Raw genomic sequence first — 16,206 nt, forward strand, 5'->3', positions numbered from 1 at the left:
TCAGTCATTGATGGCCTCCTTGAGAACCTTCGCGAGCTGCTCCGCCTTGAAGGGCATTCCGTTCACCTGGTTGTACGACTGGGCGTCGACCAAGTACTTCGCCCGGATCAGGGTGGCCAGCTGCCCGAGGTTCATCTCCGGCACCACTACCTTGTCGTAACGCTTCAGGACCTCCCCCAGATTCCTCGGGAAGGGGTTGAGGTGGCGCAGGTGGGCCTGGGCGATCGCGATTCCTCCGGCGCGCAGGCGGCGGACGGCGGCGGTGATGGGGCCGTAGGTGGAGCCCCAGCCCAGGACCAGGGTGCGGGCGCCGTCCGGGTCGTCGACGTCGAGGCCGGGGACCTCGATGCCGTCGATCTTGGCCTGGCGGGTGCGGACCATGAGGTCGTGGTTGGCGGGGTCGTAGGAGATGTTGCCCGTGCCGTCCTGCTTCTCGATCCCGCCGATGCGGTGCTCCAGGCCCGGTGTGCCGGGGACGGCCCAGGGGCGGGCGAGGGTCTGCGGGTCCCGCTTGTAGGGCCAGAAGACGTCCGTGCCGTCCGCGAGCTGGTGGTTGGGGGCGGTCGCGAACTGCACGCCGAGGTCCGGCAGGTCGGCCACGTCCGGGATCCGCCAGGGCTCGGAGCCGTTGGCGAGGTAGCCGTCGGAGAGCAGGAAGACCGGGGTGCGGTAGGTCAGGGCGATGCGCGCGGCCTCCAGGGCGGCGTCGAAGCAGTCCGCCGGGGTGCGCGGGGCGACGACGGGGACGGGGGCCTCGCCGTTGCGGCCGTACATGGCCTGGAGGAGGTCGGCCTGCTCGGTCTTGGTCGGCAGGCCGGTGGAGGGACCGCCGCGCTGGATGTCCACGATCAGCAGGGGCAGCTCCAGGGAGACCGCCAGGCCGATGGTCTCGGACTTCAGGGCCACACCCGGGCCGGAGGTGGTGGTGACGCCCAGGGCCCCGCCGAACGCGGCACCCAGCGCGGCGCCGATGCCGGCGATCTCGTCCTCGGCCTGGAAGGTCCGCACCCCGAAGTTCTTGTGCTTGCTCAGCTCGTGCAGGATGTCCGAGGCCGGGGTGATGGGGTAGGAGCCCAGGTAGAGCGGCAGGTCCGCCTGGCGGGCCGCCGCGATCAGCCCGTAGGACAGGGCCAGGTTCCCCGAGATGTTGCGGTACGTGCCGGTGGGGAAGGCCCTGGTCGCGGGGGCGACCTCGTAGGAGACCGCGAAGTCCTCCGTCGTCTCCCCGAAGTTCCAGCCCGCCCGGAACGCCGCCACGTTCGCCTCGGCGATCTCCGGCTTCTTCGCGAACTTCTGGCGCAGGAAGCTCTCCGTGCCCTCCGTCGGACGGTGGTACATCCACGACAGGAGACCGAGGGCGAACATGTTCTTGCTGCGCTCGGCCTCCTTACGGGTGAGACCGAAATCCTTCAGCGCCTCCACCGTCAGAGTGGTCAGCGGGACCTGGTGGATGTTGTAGGCGTCGAGGGAGCCGTCCTCCAGGGGCGAGGTGTCGTAGCCGACCTTGGCCATCGGGCGCTTGGTGAACTCGTCCGTGTTCACGATGATCTCCGCGCCGCGCGGCACGTCGGCGATGTTCGCCTTCAGCGCGGCCGGATTCATCGCGACCAGCACGTTCGGCGCGTCACCCGGGGTCAGGATGTCGTGGTCCGCGAAGTGCAGCTGGAACGAGGACACCCCGGGCAGGGTCCCGGCAGGGGCACGGATCTCGGCGGGGAAGTTCGGCAGCGTCGAGAGGTCGTTGCCGAAGGACGCCGTCTCCGAGGTGAAACGGTCACCCGTCAGCTGCATACCGTCACCCGAGTCACCCGCGAAACGGATGATCACCCGGTCGACACGGCGGATTTCCTTGCCGGCTCCATCGGTCTGAGGCGCGCCGCGCTGCTCACCGATGGCCCCACCGGCCCCGTCGGCCTGCTCGGCCGGGCTACTGACCTGGCTGGTCACTGAACTGGACCTCCTTCGAGGCGTGGGCGTTCGCTCCCAAGGTCAACCCTACGTCCGCGACGTCATCCGTCCCTGGGTCGCCCGCATTCTGGACCGCCCCTCGCGGGGCGATCTTTCCGACAGACGTCGTGCTCTACTCGAAATATTCCAAATCACCCTGGCCGTCGTGCGGCGGCGGCGCCGCGTGACCCACCTGACAGGCTCTCAGTCGATCAAGACCTGAGGTAGGTCAGAACCGCCAGTACGCGCCGGTGATCCCCGTCACTCGGGGACAGGCCCAGCTTCATGAAGATATTGCTGACGTGCTTCTCCACGGCCCCGTCACTCACCACGAGCTGCTTGGCCACAGCGGAATTCGTCCGTCCCTCCGCCATCAGGCCCAGCACCTCGCGCTCGCGCGGGGTCAGTCCGGCCAGCACGTCCTGCTTGCGGCTGCGGCCCAGCAGCTGCGCCACGACCTCCGGATCCAGGGCCGTACCGCCCTGGGCCACCCGGACGACGGCGTCCAGGAACTCCCGCACATCGGCCACGCGGTCCTTCAGCAGATACCCCACCCCGGTGCTGGAACCGGCCAGGAGTTCGGTGGCGTACTGCTCCTCCACGTACTGCGACAGGACGAGCACGCCGATCCCCGGGTGGTCGCGGCGCAGCTGTACGGCGGCCCGTACGCCTTCGTCGGTGTGCGTCGGCGGCATCCGTACGTCGGCCACCACCACGTCCGGCAGCGCTCCCTCGGCCGCCAGGTCCGCCACCGTCTTGACCAGGGCTTCCGCGTCCCCGACGCCTGCCACGACGTCATGCCCCCGGTCGGTCAGCAGCCGGGTCAGGCCCTCACGGAGCAGCACTGAATCCTCGGCGATGACGACCCGCACCCTGTTTTCCACGTTGTGAAACTCCCGCCCACTCGCATACCCACTCGGCATGCCAAGCATCCCAGCCGAACCTTCGATTCCGGTCCGGCTGGGATCAAGGACGGGACACGCGCCCCGCACGCGGCTACGGGGTGTCCCGCCAGGGGAGCTCGGCCGTCACCACCGTGCCCCGGCCTTCCACGGAGTCCACGACCAGCACGCCGTCCATCGCCTCCAGCCGCTCCGCGAGCCCGGCCGGCAGCACGGTCCCCCCGGAGGGGCCATCCGCGTCGTGGCCGTCGTCCGCGACGCGGATCATCAGCCGCTGCCCCGACCTCCACACGTCCACGCCGGCGCTCCGCGCCCCCGCGCGCCCGCCGGCGTTCCGCAACAGCTCGGACACGGTGAAGTACGCGATCCCCTCGATCGCAGGCGCGGGCCGGGCCGGCAGGTCCACCTGCACCCGGACCGGCACCGCGCACCGCGCCGCCACCGCCGACAGCGCCGCGTCCAGCCCGCGGTCGGTCAGCACCGCGGGGTGGATCCCGCGCGCCAGGTCCCGCAGCTCCTGCAGGGCGGTCTTCACTTCCCCGTGGGCCTCGTCCACCATGCGGGCGGCTGCCCGCGGGTCCTCGGCCAGCTTCTCCTTCGCCAGCCCGAGGTCCATGGCCAGCGCCGCGAGGCGGGCCTGGGCCCCGTCGTGCAGCTCCCGCTCGATGCGGCGCAGGTCGGCCGCCGCGGTGTCGACGACCACCCCGCGGTCGGACTCCAGCTCACTGACCCGGTCGTCGAGCCGGGACCGCCCCAGCAGACCGGTGACCAGTACCCGGTCGACGCTCACCAGGCCCCGGACGACCCAGGGGGTGGCCAGCGTGAAGGCCAGCCCGAGCACGCTCGCGGCGGCGATGGCCGGCGGCGAATCGAGGGAGAAGGTGTAGTCGCCGTTCTGGAACAGCTGGAGCCCCGGCTGGTCGGTGAAGGCCGGGAAGACCCAGAACCACAGCGGGTACAGCAGCATGCTCCACCCGTAGCTCCACAGCGTGAGCGCGAGGCAGAAGGCGAACACCGCCCAGGGGAAGTGGATCACCGAGTACAGCACGTGCCGCCAGGCGCTGCCGCTCTTCAGCAGCGCCCCCACCGCCGCGGGCACGCCGGGCTTCCCCGCCCGCACCGGCGCCGGCTCGCGCACCGGGACCCGCAGCAGCCCCCGCACCCGGGCCCGCTCCACGATCCCGAACCCCCGGCACATGGCGAGCACCCCGGCCAGCACGGGCACCCCGACGAAGGTCACGAGCAGCCCGGCCCCGGTGGCCAGCCCGGCGATCGCGAGCCCGAAGTACACGGTGCTCAGCGGCAGCCCGACCACGAGGTACAGCAGCCCACGCCAGGTCCGCCCCGCCACGGGCGCCAGCACCACATCCCGAAGCTTCCCCATACTCCCGACCCGCCCTTCATCCGTCCGCCAACCCCTCCACCCTCCGCCGCACCCCCGCCCGGGAACCATCCGGCAGGTAGGCCTCCCACCAGGGGGGATAACCCCACCCCGGCGCCGCCCCCGGCAGCCCCGGGCAGCCCCTCAGCCGCGCCCGCGCCACGGCAGCTGGGCCACCACCACCGTCCCCGCCCCCGGGGCGGACTCCACCACGAACCCCCCGTCAACGGCCCGCACCCGCTCCGCGAGCCCCGCCAGCCCGCTCCCCCCGGACATCCGCGCCCCACCCCGCCCGTCATCCGCGACGCGAATCAGCAGCCGAGCCCCCTCGCGCCACACCTCGACCCCCGCACCCCGCGCCTGCGCGTGCTTGCTCACGTTCTGCAGCAGCTCGGACACCACGAAGTACGCGATCCCCTCGATCGCCTCCGCCGGCCGCTCCTCCAGCCGCACCGACACCTTCACCGGCACCAGGCACCGCGCCGCCACCGACGACAGCGCCGCGTCCAGCCCCCGGTCCGTCAGCACCGCCGGATGGATCCCCCGCGCCAGGTCCCGCAGCTCCTGCAAGGCGAGCTTGACCTCCCCGTGCGCCTCGTCGACCATCGCGGCCGCGCCCTCGGGGTCCTCCAGCAGCTTCTCCTTGGCCAGGCCCAGCCCCATCGCCAGCGCCACCAGCCGCGCCTGCGCCCCGTCGTGCAGGTCCCGTTCGATCCGCCGCAGGTCGGCCGCCGCCGTGTCCACGACCACCCCGCGCCCCGACTCCAGCTCGGCGATCCGCCGCTCCAGCTCGTCGGAGGGCGACAGCAGACCCCGTACCATCAGCCGGTCGAGGTTCGCGAGCAGCCGCACGACATACGGCAGCACCGGCCACAGCACGAACAGCCCCACCAGGGCGATACTGAAGGTCAGCACCCCCCACGGCAGCCGGACCAGCTCGAACAGCACGGTCCGCCACGCCACCGGGTCCTTGATCCCCGCCCACAACCAGGGGAAGAACCCGCCGGAGCGGCGCGGCCCCGGCAGCGCACTCGGCTCGTCGACCCGCACACCCAGCAGGGCCCGCGCCCGTACGCGTTCGAGCACCCCCAGCAGCCGGGCCAGATACAGACCGCCCAGCAGCACCGGCAGCCCGATCACCGTCACGGCCAGCCCACCGGCCGTCGCAAGCATGACAACCGTGTAAACGAATCCGGTCAACGCCACCGGCAGATTGGTCAGCAGATAGGCGATCTCCTTCCACGTGACCCCGTCAAAAGCGGGCCGGACGGGAGGAAGGGCGGGGGCATGATCGTTCGCGGTCATGCGGCCAGCCTGCCAATCCCACCCCGGCAATGCCATGGGGTGGCCAGGCGGGAGTAAACGGGGGGTAACCCCACCCCGTGCGGACCAGGGCCTAGACTCCCGTCCGTACCAGATCAACGAGAACGTCGACAGTGGCCGAGGAGCGAGGAACGGACGTGCCCGAACCAACGGTACCGACCGGGGCCGTGACCGCCGCGGACTACTTCCACGGCTATTCGGTCGTCGGCCTGCTCGCCGTCCTCGGCGTGCTCTTCGTCGCCGTGGCCTTCGGCGCGGGCCGCCTGCTGCGGCCCGTGGCCCCGACCCCCGAGAAGCTGCTGACGTACGAATGCGGTGTGGACCCCGTGGGGGAGGGCTGGGCGCACACCCAGGTCCGCTACTACGTCTACGCGTTCCTCTACGTCATCTTCGCCGTCGACTCGATCTTCCTCTTCCCTTGGGCGACGGTGTTCGCCGCCGCCGGCTACGGCGCCACGACCCTGGTGGAGATGTTCGTCTTCCTGGGGTTCCTGGCCGTGGGCCTGCTCTACGCGTACAAGAAGGGCGTCCTCGAATGGACGTGACACCGGCTGCCGTGACACCCGAGCCCGTTCCGCTCCCGGAACCCAGGCGACTGGGGGTCCTCTCCCGTCTGGCTCCCGAGCCGATGAAGGTGGTCCTGAACTGGGGCCGCCGCTACAGCCTGTGGGTCTTCAACTTCGGGCTCGCCTGCTGCGCGATCGAGTTCATCGCCGCGTCCATGGCGCGGCACGACTTCATCCGCCTGGGTGTCATCCCCTTCGCACCGGGCCCGCGCCAGGCCGACCTGATGATCGTCTCGGGCACGGTGACGGACAAGATGGCCCCGGCCGTCAAGCGGCTCTACGAGCAGATGCCCGAACCGAAGTACGTCATCTCCTTCGGCGCCTGCTCCAACTGCGGCGGCCCGTACTGGGACTCGTACTCGGTCACCAAGGGCGTCGACCAGATCATCCCCGTCGACGTCTACGTGCCCGGCTGCCCGCCGCGCCCCGAGGCGCTCCTCCAGGGCATCCTCAAGCTCCAGGAGAAGATCGCCCGGGAGTCGCTGGCCGAGCGGTACGCGGACCGGCCGTCCGTCGCGCAGCTCACCAGCGGCCTGGTCACGCCCCCGCCCGCCCCGGGGGCCGGCGCGTGAACCTCTACGACTCCCTCCCCGACGCTGCCCCGACCGTCTTCGGCGCCGAGGCCGTGGCCTCCGTCGCGTACGACGTCCTCACCGTAGACGTCCCGGCCGGCTCCTGGATCGCCTCGCTGGAGATCGCCCGCGACAAGCTGGGGTGCACCTACTTCGACTGGCTGAGCGCGGTCGACGAGCCGGGCACCGGCTTCCGGATCTGCGCGCACGTCGTCGCCCTGGAGGGCGGACGCGTACGCCGCCTGCTGCTGCGCACGACCGTCCCGCACAGCGCCCCGACCCTGGCCTCGGCGGTCGCGGTCTACGCGGGCGCGGCCTGGCACGAGCGCGAGACGTACGAGATGTTCGGCGTGACCTTCACCGACCACCCGCACCTCGTCCACCTCCTGCTCCCCGAGAACTTCGAGGGCCACCCGCTGCGCAAGGACTTCGTCCTGGCGGCCCGGGTCGCCAAGGCGTGGCCCGGCGCCAAGGAGCCGGGCGAGGCACACGACCCGGACGCGCCCAAGCGCCGCCAGATGCTCCCGCCCGGCGTCCCGGACCCGAACGAGTGGGGCCCCCTCAAGGGCCAGCTCCCCCCGGCCCCGGCCCGCCCGGCCCGCACCCCCCGCACGGCGGGCGCGGCCACCCGCCCCCCGCGCGAGGGCGCCCCGACCCGCCGCCCCCGCCCGGCCACGGAGACCACCCCGGGCTCGGCCCTCCCGGCCGGCGAGCCGGAGGCCCCGACGCCCCCGGCCGCCACCGCCCGCCCTCCCCGCCGCACCCGCTCGGTGTCGGAAGGCTCCGCGAGCCAGACGGCCCCGGCAGCGGACGCCGCCACCCCGGCGTCAGCCGAGCCGGCCACCCCGGGCGCGCCGGCCGCCCCCGGCACCACGCGCCGCACCCGTTCGGCGTCGGAAGGCTCCGCGAGCCAGACGGCCCCGGCGGCGGCCGACGCCGCCCCGGCAGCGGCCGAGCCGGCCACCCCGGGCGCGCCGGCCGCCCCCGGCGCCACGCGCCGCACCCGTTCGGCGTCGGAAGGCTCCGCGAGCCAGACGGCCCCGGCGGCGGCCGACGCCGCCCCGGCAGGGGAAGCGGCCGGCGCACCCGGCGAGTCCGCCGCGCGCCCGGCCCGCCGCAGCCGCTCGGCAGCGGACGGTTCCGCGAGCCAGGCGGCCCCGTCGCCGGACGATTCGGCCGCCGCACCGGGCGACCCGGCCGCCGAGGCCCCGCGCCCCGAGCGGCGTAGCCAGACCGGCCCAGACGCGACGCCCTCGGAGCCCGGCACCCCGGGCCCGGCGCGACGTACCCGTGCCGCAGCGGACGGGTCCGCCGGCCAGGCCGGCCCGGCCCCGGCGACGGACGGCCCGGCCGGCGCCCCGCGCCCCGCGCGGCGCAGCCGGTCCGCCTCGGACGGGTCCGCCAGTCAGACCCCCGCGCCGGAGCCGGAGGCTCCCAGGCGCCCGGCCCCGCGCAGCGCGGACGCGCCCTGGCACAACCCGAAGCCCGCCTTCGACGAGCCGGCGCCCGAGCCCCGCCCGCAGCCCGAAACCGGGCCCGACACCGACACCGACACCGACACCTCCGGAGGCGACGCGTGAACGACGTCCTCGACGTCGCCCTGCGACTGATCGTCGTCTTCGCCGTCTTCCTCGTGCTCCCGCTCGTCATCGGGCAGACCGAGCACAAGGTGATGGCGCACATGCAGGGCCGCCTCGGCCCCATGTACGCCGGCGGCTTCCACGGCTGGGCCCAGCTCGTCGCCGACGGCGTGAAGTTCGCGCAGAAGGAGGACATCGTCCCGGCCAACGCCGACCGGCGGATCTTCCAGCTCGCCCCTGCCGTCGCGCTGCTGCCCTACCTCCTCGTCCTCCTCGCCATCCCCATCGGCCCCGGCGAGGGCGCCGTCGGCCAGGTCATCGACGCCGGCCTCTTCTTCGTCCTCGCCGTCATGGGCGTCGGCGTGCTCGGCAGTCTGATGGGCGGCTGGGCCTCCGCCAACAAGTTCTCCCTCCTCGGCGGCCTGCGCACGGCCGCCCAGCTGCTCGCGTACGAGCTGCCGATGCTGCTCGCCGCCGCCTCCGTGGCCATGGCCGCCGGGACGGTGTCGCTGCCCGGCATCGTGGGCGCCTTCGAGTGGTGGTGGCTGCCCTGGCAGATCATCGGCGCGCTCGTCTTCTTCACCGCCGGCCTCGCCGAGCTCCAGCGGCCCCCGTTCGACATGCCCGTCGCCGACTCCGAGATCATCTTCGGCGCGTACACCGAGTACACCGGCCTGCGCTTCGCGCTGTTCCTGCTCGCCGAGTACGCCGGCATCGTCGTCCTGTGCGCCCTGACCACCGTCCTGTTCCTCGGCGGCTGGCACGGCCCCTTCGGCGGCGACGGCCTCGGCTGGGTGTGGACCCTCCTGAAGACCGCCGTCCTCGCCTTCGTCGTCATCTGGCTCCGCGTGAGCTACCCGCGCCTGCGCGAGGACCAGCTCCAGAAGCTCGCCTGGACCGTACTCATCCCCCTCGCGCTCGCCCAGATCGCGCTCACCGGCATCGTGAAGGTGGCGATCCAGTAATGCCCCCGATCCCCGGATCCGGCCTCGCCAAGGGCCTGGCCGTCACCCTGCGCACGATGACCAAGCGCGCGCACACCGCCCAGTACCCCGAGGTACAGCCCGAGCTCCCGCCCCGCAGCCGCGGGGTCATCGGCCTGTTCGAGGAGAACTGCACGGTCTGCATGCTGTGCGCCCGCGAGTGCCCCGACTGGTGCATCTACATCGACTCCCACAAGGAGACGGTGCCGGCCGCCACCCCCGGCGGCCGCGAGCGCAGCCGCAACGTCCTCGACCGCTTCGCCATCGACTTCTCCCTCTGTATGTACTGCGGCATCTGCATCGAGGTGTGCCCCTTCGACGCCCTCTTCTGGTCGCCGGAGTTCGAGTACGCGGAGACCGACATCCACGACCTCACCCACGAGCGCGACAAGCTGCGCGAGTGGATGTGGACGGTCCCGGCCCCGCCCGCGCTGGACCCCTGCGCCGAGGAGCCGAAGGAGATCGCCGCCGCCCGCAAGGCCGCCGAGAAGGCCGAGGCGGCAGCCGCCGAGGCGGCAGCCGCCGCGGCCGCCGCCGAAGCCACGGCGGACCCGTCCGCCGACGCCACCCCCGACACACCCGACACGCCGGCGGGAGGCACCGCCTGATGTACGCCGCCCACCTCACCGCAGCCGCGGCCAAGGCCGCGGCCGCCGTCACGGCGGCCGCGCCCGGCGGCCCCGCCCCCGCACCCGGCCCCGGCTTCCTCTCGCCGACCGGCGTGGAGATCGCCTTCGTCCTCGTCGGCCTCGCCACCCTCGGCGCGGCCCTCGTCACGGTCACCACCAAGCAGCTCGTGCACGCCGCCCTCTGGCTGGTCGTCGCGCTCGGCGGGATCGCCGTCGAGTACCTGCTGCTGACCGCCGAGTTCATCGCCTGGGTCCAGGTCCTGATCTACCTCGGCTCCGTGGTCGTCCTCCTCCTCTTCGGACTGATGCTCACCAAGGCCCCCATCGGCCGCTCCCCGGACGCCGACTCCGGCAACCGGTGGGTCGCCCTCGGCGTCGCCGGATCCGCCGGCGCCGCCCTCGTCTGGGTGGTCGCGGACGCCTTCCGCACCACCTGGATCGACCTCGACGGCCCCGCCCAGGGCTCCACCAAGGTCTCCGGCGAGATCCTCTTCCAGCACTGGGTGCTGCCCTTCGAGGCCCTCTCCGTCCTCCTCCTCGCGGCCCTGATCGGGGCGATCGTGCTCTCCCGCCGTTCCACCCCGGCCGAGGAGGCCGCCGACGCGGCCGCCGCCGCCGCCCGCACGGACGCCCCGGCCCGCACGGACGCCGGGAAGGGGCAGAGCTGATGCACCTCGCCTACCCCGCCGTCCTCGCGGCCCTCCTCTTCGCCACCGGCCTCTACGGTGTCCTCGCCCGCCGCAACGCCATCCTGGTCCTGATGTCCGTCGAGCTGATGCTCAACGCCGTCAACCTCAACCTGGTGGCCTTCGACGTCTGGCTGCGCGACACCCTGCACGCCGGCCAGGCCCTCACCCTCTTCACCATCGCCATCGCCGCCGCCGAGATCGGCATCGGCCTCGCGATCGTGCTGATGGTGTACCGCAACCGGGGCACCTCGGACGTCGACAAGCTGCGCGACACCGCCGAGGGCCACGAGCCCGGCCAGCCCGAAGACACCACTGCCCGGCCGGAGGTCGCCGCGTGAGCACCACGACCCTCGCGCTCCTCGTCCCCCTCCTCCCCTTCCTGGGAGCGGTGGCAGGACTCCTCCTCGGCCGGACCGCGCCCGGCTTCGTCAGGCCGCTCGCCGTCCTGCCGGCCCTGGCCTCGGCCGTCCTCGCCGTACTCGTCGCCTTCCGCCACGGAGGCGGCAGGGCGATCGACACCGCGACGGAGCTGACCCCGACCGGCTCGGTGCCGGTCGAGCTGTCGCTCCACCTCGACGGCTTCGCCGTCCTGGTCGCCGTTCTGGTCGCCGTGGTCGCCACCTGCGTACAGCTCTACTCGACGGCGTACCTCCGCGAGGACCCGCGCTACCCGTCGTACGCCGCTCTGGTCTCACTGTTCACCTCCGCCATGCTGCTCGTCGTCTACTCCGGCGACCTGATGGTGCTGCTGGTCGGCTGGGAGGTCATGGGCATCTGCTCGTACTTCCTGGTCGGCCACTACTGGGAGACCGAAGCGGCCCGCTCCGCCTCCCTCAAGGCCTTCCTCGTCACCAAGCTCGGTGACGTCCCCTTCCTCATCGGACTGTTCGCGCTCGCCGCCGACGCCGGCTCCTTCCGGATCACCAAGATCCTCGGCACCGTCGCCGCGGGCGGGCTCGACCACCCGACGCTCATCGCGCTGCTCCTGCTCGCCGGCGTCGCCGGGAAGTCCGCGCAGTTCCCGCTGCACACCTGGCTCCCCGACGCCATGGCCGGCCCCACCCCGGTCTCCGCGCTGATCCACGCCGCGACGATGGTCGCCGCCGGCGTGTACTTCATCGCCCGCCTCCTCCCCGTCTTCACCGCCTCCCGCGCCGCCCTGGTGGTCATGGCCGTCATGGCCGCGACCACGATGGTCGGCTCGGCGCTCGCCGCCCTGGCCCAGGACGACATCAAGCGCGTCCTCGCCTACTCCACGGTCGGCCAGCTCGGCTACATGACCGGCGCCCTGGCCGTCGGCGACCGCGGCGCCGCCGTCTTCCACCTCCTGTCCCACGGCGCCTTCAAGGCGCTGCTCTTCCTCGGCGCCGGCGTGATCATCCACGCCGCCGGCACGAACTCCCTCGCCGCCATGTCCCGCATGGACGGCCTGGCCAAGCGCATCCCCGACGCCTTCTGGACGATGACGATCGCGCTGCTCGCGCTCGCCGCCATCCCGCCCTTCGCCGGCTTCTTCTCCAAGGAAGCCGTCCTCGTCGCCGCCGAGCACGCCGCCGGCGGACACTCCGGCCTCGTCCCCGGCGCGGCCGGATGGGTGGTGCTCGTCGCCGGCGTGCTGACCGCGCTGCTCACCGCCGCGTACGCCACCCGGCTGTGGCTGATGGCCTTCCGCGGCCGCGGCGCGGCCGCCCCCGACCACGGCAAGGAGCCCGTCGCCATGACCGGCGTGCTGTGGCTGCTGGCGGTCCCCTCGATCGCCTTCGGCCTCGCCGCCGGCCCCCTCGCCGACTGGTTCGACGGCAAGGCGCTCACCCCGACCGTGACCACCTCGGTCCTCGGCACCGGCGCCGCCCTCATCGGCGTGATCCTGACCTACGCCCTGTGGCAGCGCGCCACCGCCAGGGCCGCCGCGGGCATCCGCAACGGAGGTGCCGTCCCGGCATCCGTCGCGGCGGCCGAGTCCGCCGCCGAGACCCCCGAGGTCGCCGAGGTGAGCCACGAGCACCCCGCCGTACCGGCCGCCCCCGCCGCCGACCCCGGCCGGGCCCTCCTGGGCCCCCTGCACCGGCACGCCGCCGACGGCTTCCACCTCGACGCCGTCTACGACCGGCTCTTCGTCCGCCCCGTGCGCGCGGGCGCGAGCCTGGTGCGCTTCCTCGACCGCGAGGTCGTCGACACCTACGTCCGCGGCGCGGGCGCCGGACCCCGGCTGCTCGGCAGCCTGGTACGCCGGGCCCAGACCGGCAACGTGCAGAGCTACCTGAGCGCCCTGCTCGCCGGCGCCGTGGTCCTGGCGATCGCCACCGCCGTCCTCGCCAACCTCAACGCCGGATCGTGAGCCGAGAGTCAGCCGTGATCGATATCAGCCCGTCCGTGATGCAGTTCCTTCTGGCGTTCATCGTGGCCGCACCGCTCCTCGGCGCCGTCGCGGCCCTCCTGCCGGCCCCGCCGGGACTCAAGGGCAGGAGCCCCGAACAGGCCGTGCTCCGCCACGGCGTCACCGTCACCGGTGTCATCCTCGCCGCGGCCGTCGCCCTCACCCTGGGCTTCGACCACGACGCCCCGTCCCGCTTCCAGGCGACGACGGACATCAGCTGGATCCAGGCGCTGAACATCCGGATCCACCTCGGCATCGACGGCATCTCGCTCCCCCTCCTCCTGATGACCGCGCTGCTGTTCTTCCTCTGCGCGGTGTACAGCTACTTCAAGCTCCCCGAGGGCCCCTCCCCGAAGGCCTTCGTGGCACTGCTGCTCGTCCTCGAGTCCGGCACCCTCGCGACCTTCGCCGTCCTCGACCTGATGCTGTTCTTCCTCGCCTTCGAGATGGTCCTCATCCCGATGTACTTCCTCATCGCCCGCTGGGGCGGTGCTCAGCGGCAGGCGGCCGCCTGGAAGTTCATCCTCTACACCCTCCTCGGATCCGTGGTCATGCTCCTCGGACTGCTGCTGATCGGACTGAACAGCGGCACTTTCGACATGGTGGCACTCGCCTCTGACAACGGCCGCGCACTGACCCACACCACCCAGATCCTGGCCGTCCTGGCCATCGGCACCGGCCTCGCCGTGAAGACCCCGATGTGGCCCCTGCACAGCTGGCTGCCCGACGCCCACACCGCCGCGCCCACCGTCGGCTCCGTGCTCCTCGCGGGCGTCCTGCTGAAGATGGGCACGTACGGGTTCGTGCGGATCCTGCTCCCCGTGACCCCCGACGGCATGCACACCTTCGCCCCCTACCTCGGCGCCCTCGCCGCCGTGGGCATCGTCTACGGGTCGCTCGCCTGCCTCTCCCTCGCCCGCAAGGGCAACAAGGGCGACCTCAAGCGCCTCATCGCGTACTCCTCCGTCGGCCACATGGGCTTCGTCCTGCTCGGCATCGCCTCGATGACCCCCACCGGCGTCAACGGCGCGCTGTTCGCGAACATCGCCCACGGCCTGATCACCGGCCTCCTCTTCTTCCTGGTCGGCGCCCTCAAGGACCGCTACGGCACCGCCGACCTCGACACCCTCGCCGGAGCCACCGGCGCCGCGCTCTACGGCCGCGCCCCCCGCCTCGGCGCGCTCCTGGCCTTCGCCGCCGTCGCCTCCCTCGGCCTGCCCGGGCTGGCCGGGTTCTGGGGCGAGATGCTGGCCCTGTTCGGCGCGTTCGATCCGGCCGCGGGCCTGTCCCGCCCGGCCTTCCTCACCTACATGGCCCTCGGCGCGTTCGGCACCCTGCTCACCGCCGCCTACCTGCTGGTCGTCGTACGGCGCGTCTGCATGGGCGACCCCAAGGCCGGCCCCGAACTCACCCTGGCGGACGTCCAGCGCTACGAGTTCGCGGCCTGGACCCCGCTCGTCGCCCTCACCGTCCTCGCCGGCCTGTGGCCCGCCACCCTCCTCGGCCTGACCGACCCGGCCGTCCAGAAGCTCCTCGCAGGAGGCAACGCATGACGGCCCTGACGGCCCTGGCCGCCGACACCCCCAGCCTGGTCCAGTCCGTCGACTGGCCGGCGATCACGCCCGTGGTCGTGCCCGCCGCCGTCGCACTGCTCGTCCTGGTCGCCGACCTCTTCCTGCCCGAGGCGCGCAAGCCCGTCCTCGGCTGGATCTCCGTCGCCGGCCTGGCCGCCGCGACCGCCGCCCTGCTTCCGCTGCGCGCCGGCGACCGCACCACCTTCTGCCTCACCGCCGACCCCGGCGCGTGCAGCTACACCGCCGACCACTTCGCGCTCGTCGTCCAGTTCCTCGTCCTGGCCGGCGCCCTGGTCACCGCCCTGCTGTCGGTCACCGTCGTCCGCGAGGGCCGGATCCCGGCCGGCGAGTACTGGTTCCTGCTGCTCTCCTCCGCCGCCGGCGCCGCCCTGCTGCCCGCCTCCCGCGACCTCGCCACCCTGATCGTCGCCCTCGAGGTCGCCTCGCTGCCCGCCTTCGCCCTCGTCGGCATGCGCCGCGGCGACCGGCTGTCCTCCGAGGCCGCCCTCAAGTTCTTCCTCTCCTCGGTCACCGCCACCGCCGTCTCCCTGATGGGCGTCAGCCTCGTCTACGCCGCCACCGGCACCCTGCACCTGACGCGGGTCGCCGACCGGCTGGAGGACGTCCCCGGGCAGCTCGACACCCTCGCCATGGCGGGCGTCGCCCTCACCCTCGTCGGCTTCGCCTTCAAGACCGCAGCCGTCCCCTTCCACTTCTGGGTCCCCGACACCTACGTGGGCGCCCCGCTGCCCGTCGCCGGCTACCTGTCGGTCGTCGGCAAGGCCGTCGGCTTCACCGGCCTGATCCTCGTCACGGTGATCGCCTTCCCCGCGTACTCCGACGTCTGGGGCCCCGCCCTGGCCGTGCTCGCCGCGCTCACCATGACGCTCGGCAACGCCGCCGCGCTGCGCCAGTCCGCGGACCGCGCGCACGGCGCCGTACGCCTCCTGGCCTGGTCTTCCGTCGGCCAGGCCGGCTATCTGCTCGTACCGATCGCCGCGGCGGCCTACTCCGAGCGCGAGCAGATCGGCTCCACCGTCGCCTACGCGCTCATGTACGCGGCCGTGAACCTCGGCGCCTTCGCCGTCGCCGCGCTGGTCGCCAGGACCCGGCCGCTGAACCGGATCCGCGACTACCGCGGCCTGTACGCCGAGCGTCCCGCCGCGGCCCTGTCGCTGGCGTTCTTCCTGCTCTGCCTGGCCGGGCTGCCGCCGGGCATCATCGGCCTGTTCGCCAAGGTCACCGTCTTCCGGTCCGCCGTCGACGCCGGACTGGGCTGGCTCGCCGTGGTCATGGCCGTCAACGTCGTCGTCGCCCTGTACTACTACCTGCGCTGGACGGCCCTCCTCTTCCGCACCCCGCAGACCGCGGGGGAGGGACCGGCGGTCCGCACGAAGGCCCCCTGGCCCCTCACGGCGGCCATCGCCCTCACCGCCGCGGCCGCCCTGGTCCTGTCCGGCGCCCCGCAGCTGGTCCTGCGCTTCGCCGCCGGCACCCTCTTCCCGCTGTAGCCCGCACCGCGCTGTAGCCCGCACCGCGCAGTAGCCCGGCCCACCACGGGCCCTCACCCGGACGGAGCAACCCCCACCGCCGCCCCCGGCCCGTGCCACCGGGGCGGCGGCGCCCCGACGCGCCCCGGGAACCACGCGACGCCACCTCGCGTTGACCCCAGAGGGAGGGTCC

14 protein-coding genes are annotated in these 16,206 nt (G+C 73.1%); 10 read left to right on the forward strand and 4 right to left on the reverse strand.

The window, feature by feature from the left end; genetic code table 11:
• The 4 genes from BX286_RS21775 to BX286_RS21790 all read right to left on the reverse strand — a co-directional run bounded on the left by BX286_RS21775 (position 1) and on the right by BX286_RS21790 (position 5,535).
• Entirely contained in the window at positions 1-1,947 is a 1,947-nt protein-coding gene (locus tag BX286_RS21775; protein WP_121016090.1) for a 2-oxoacid:acceptor oxidoreductase subunit alpha, read from the reverse strand.
• Between the two features lie 212 nt (positions 1,948-2,159).
• Positions 2,160-2,819: a response regulator transcription factor gene (locus BX286_RS21780; protein WP_079429261.1), complete on the reverse strand. Its 660-nt coding sequence runs from the start codon at positions 2,817-2,819 to the stop codon at positions 2,160-2,162.
• 124 nt (positions 2,820-2,943) lie between these two features.
• Positions 2,944-4,233 (reverse strand): sensor histidine kinase, encoded by a 1,290-nt coding sequence (locus BX286_RS21785; protein WP_237293038.1) that lies wholly within the window; start codon positions 4,231-4,233, stop codon positions 2,944-2,946.
• A gap of 141 nt (positions 4,234-4,374) precedes the next feature.
• Positions 4,375-5,535: a sensor domain-containing protein gene (locus BX286_RS21790; protein WP_079429263.1), complete on the reverse strand. Its 1,161-nt coding sequence runs from the start codon at positions 5,533-5,535 to the stop codon at positions 4,375-4,377.
• A 155-nt stretch (positions 5,536-5,690) separates the two neighbouring features.
• On the opposite strand from BX286_RS21790, the gene BX286_RS21795 reads away from it, so the two are divergent.
• From BX286_RS21795 to BX286_RS21840, 10 genes are read left to right on the forward strand one after another with little or no spacing between them, the layout of a single operon-like run.
• The gene (locus tag BX286_RS21795; protein WP_121016092.1) at positions 5,691-6,098 is read left to right on the forward strand and encodes an NADH-quinone oxidoreductase subunit A; all 408 of its coding nucleotides are present in this window, start codon (positions 5,691-5,693) and stop codon (positions 6,096-6,098) included.
• Positions 6,089-6,691 carry an NADH-quinone oxidoreductase subunit B gene (locus tag BX286_RS21800; protein ID WP_079429265.1) on the forward strand — a complete coding sequence of 201 codons (603 nt, stop codon included), beginning with the start codon at positions 6,089-6,091 and terminating at the stop codon, positions 6,689-6,691. The genes BX286_RS21795 and BX286_RS21800 overlap by 10 nt, the downstream gene beginning before the upstream one ends.
• Positions 6,688-8,271: an NADH-quinone oxidoreductase subunit C gene (locus BX286_RS21805; RefSeq protein WP_121016094.1), complete on the forward strand. Its 1,584-nt coding sequence runs from the start codon at positions 6,688-6,690 to the stop codon at positions 8,269-8,271. The genes BX286_RS21800 and BX286_RS21805 overlap by 4 nt, the downstream gene beginning before the upstream one ends.
• Positions 8,268-9,236, forward strand: a complete 969-nt coding sequence (locus BX286_RS21810; RefSeq protein ID WP_079429267.1) for a complex I subunit 1 family protein — start codon at positions 8,268-8,270, stop codon at positions 9,234-9,236. Before BX286_RS21805 ends, BX286_RS21810 begins: the two co-directional genes overlap by 4 nt.
• The gene (locus BX286_RS21815) at positions 9,236-9,862 is read left to right on the forward strand and encodes an NADH-quinone oxidoreductase subunit I (protein ID WP_121016096.1); all 627 of its coding nucleotides are present in this window, start codon (positions 9,236-9,238) and stop codon (positions 9,860-9,862) included. The genes BX286_RS21810 and BX286_RS21815 overlap by 1 nt, the downstream gene beginning before the upstream one ends.
• Positions 9,862-10,551 (forward strand): NADH-quinone oxidoreductase subunit J, encoded by a 690-nt coding sequence (locus tag BX286_RS21820; protein WP_260338025.1) that lies wholly within the window; start codon positions 9,862-9,864, stop codon positions 10,549-10,551. The genes BX286_RS21815 and BX286_RS21820 overlap by 1 nt, the downstream gene beginning before the upstream one ends.
• Positions 10,551-10,910 (forward strand): NADH-quinone oxidoreductase subunit NuoK, encoded by a 360-nt coding sequence (gene nuoK, locus BX286_RS21825; protein WP_100863086.1) that lies wholly within the window; start codon positions 10,551-10,553, stop codon positions 10,908-10,910. The genes BX286_RS21820 and nuoK overlap by 1 nt, the downstream gene beginning before the upstream one ends.
• Positions 10,907-12,910, forward strand: a complete 2,004-nt coding sequence (locus tag BX286_RS21830; RefSeq protein ID WP_121016098.1) for an NADH-quinone oxidoreductase subunit L — start codon at positions 10,907-10,909, stop codon at positions 12,908-12,910. The genes nuoK and BX286_RS21830 overlap by 4 nt, the downstream gene beginning before the upstream one ends.
• Before the next feature lie 38 nt (positions 12,911-12,948).
• Entirely contained in the window at positions 12,949-14,502 is a 1,554-nt protein-coding gene (locus BX286_RS21835) for a NuoM family protein (protein WP_100864132.1), read from the forward strand.
• On the forward strand, positions 14,499-16,034 hold the full coding sequence (locus tag BX286_RS21840) for an NADH-quinone oxidoreductase subunit N (protein WP_079429271.1): 1,536 nt from the start codon (positions 14,499-14,501) through the stop codon (positions 16,032-16,034). Before BX286_RS21835 ends, BX286_RS21840 begins: the two co-directional genes overlap by 4 nt.
• Positions 16,035-16,206 lie beyond the last annotated feature (172 nt).

The sequence above is a fragment of the Streptomyces sp. 3211.6 genome, assembly GCF_003634815.1.
GTDB lineage: Bacteria > Actinomycetota > Actinomycetes > Streptomycetales > Streptomycetaceae > Streptomyces > Streptomyces katrae_A.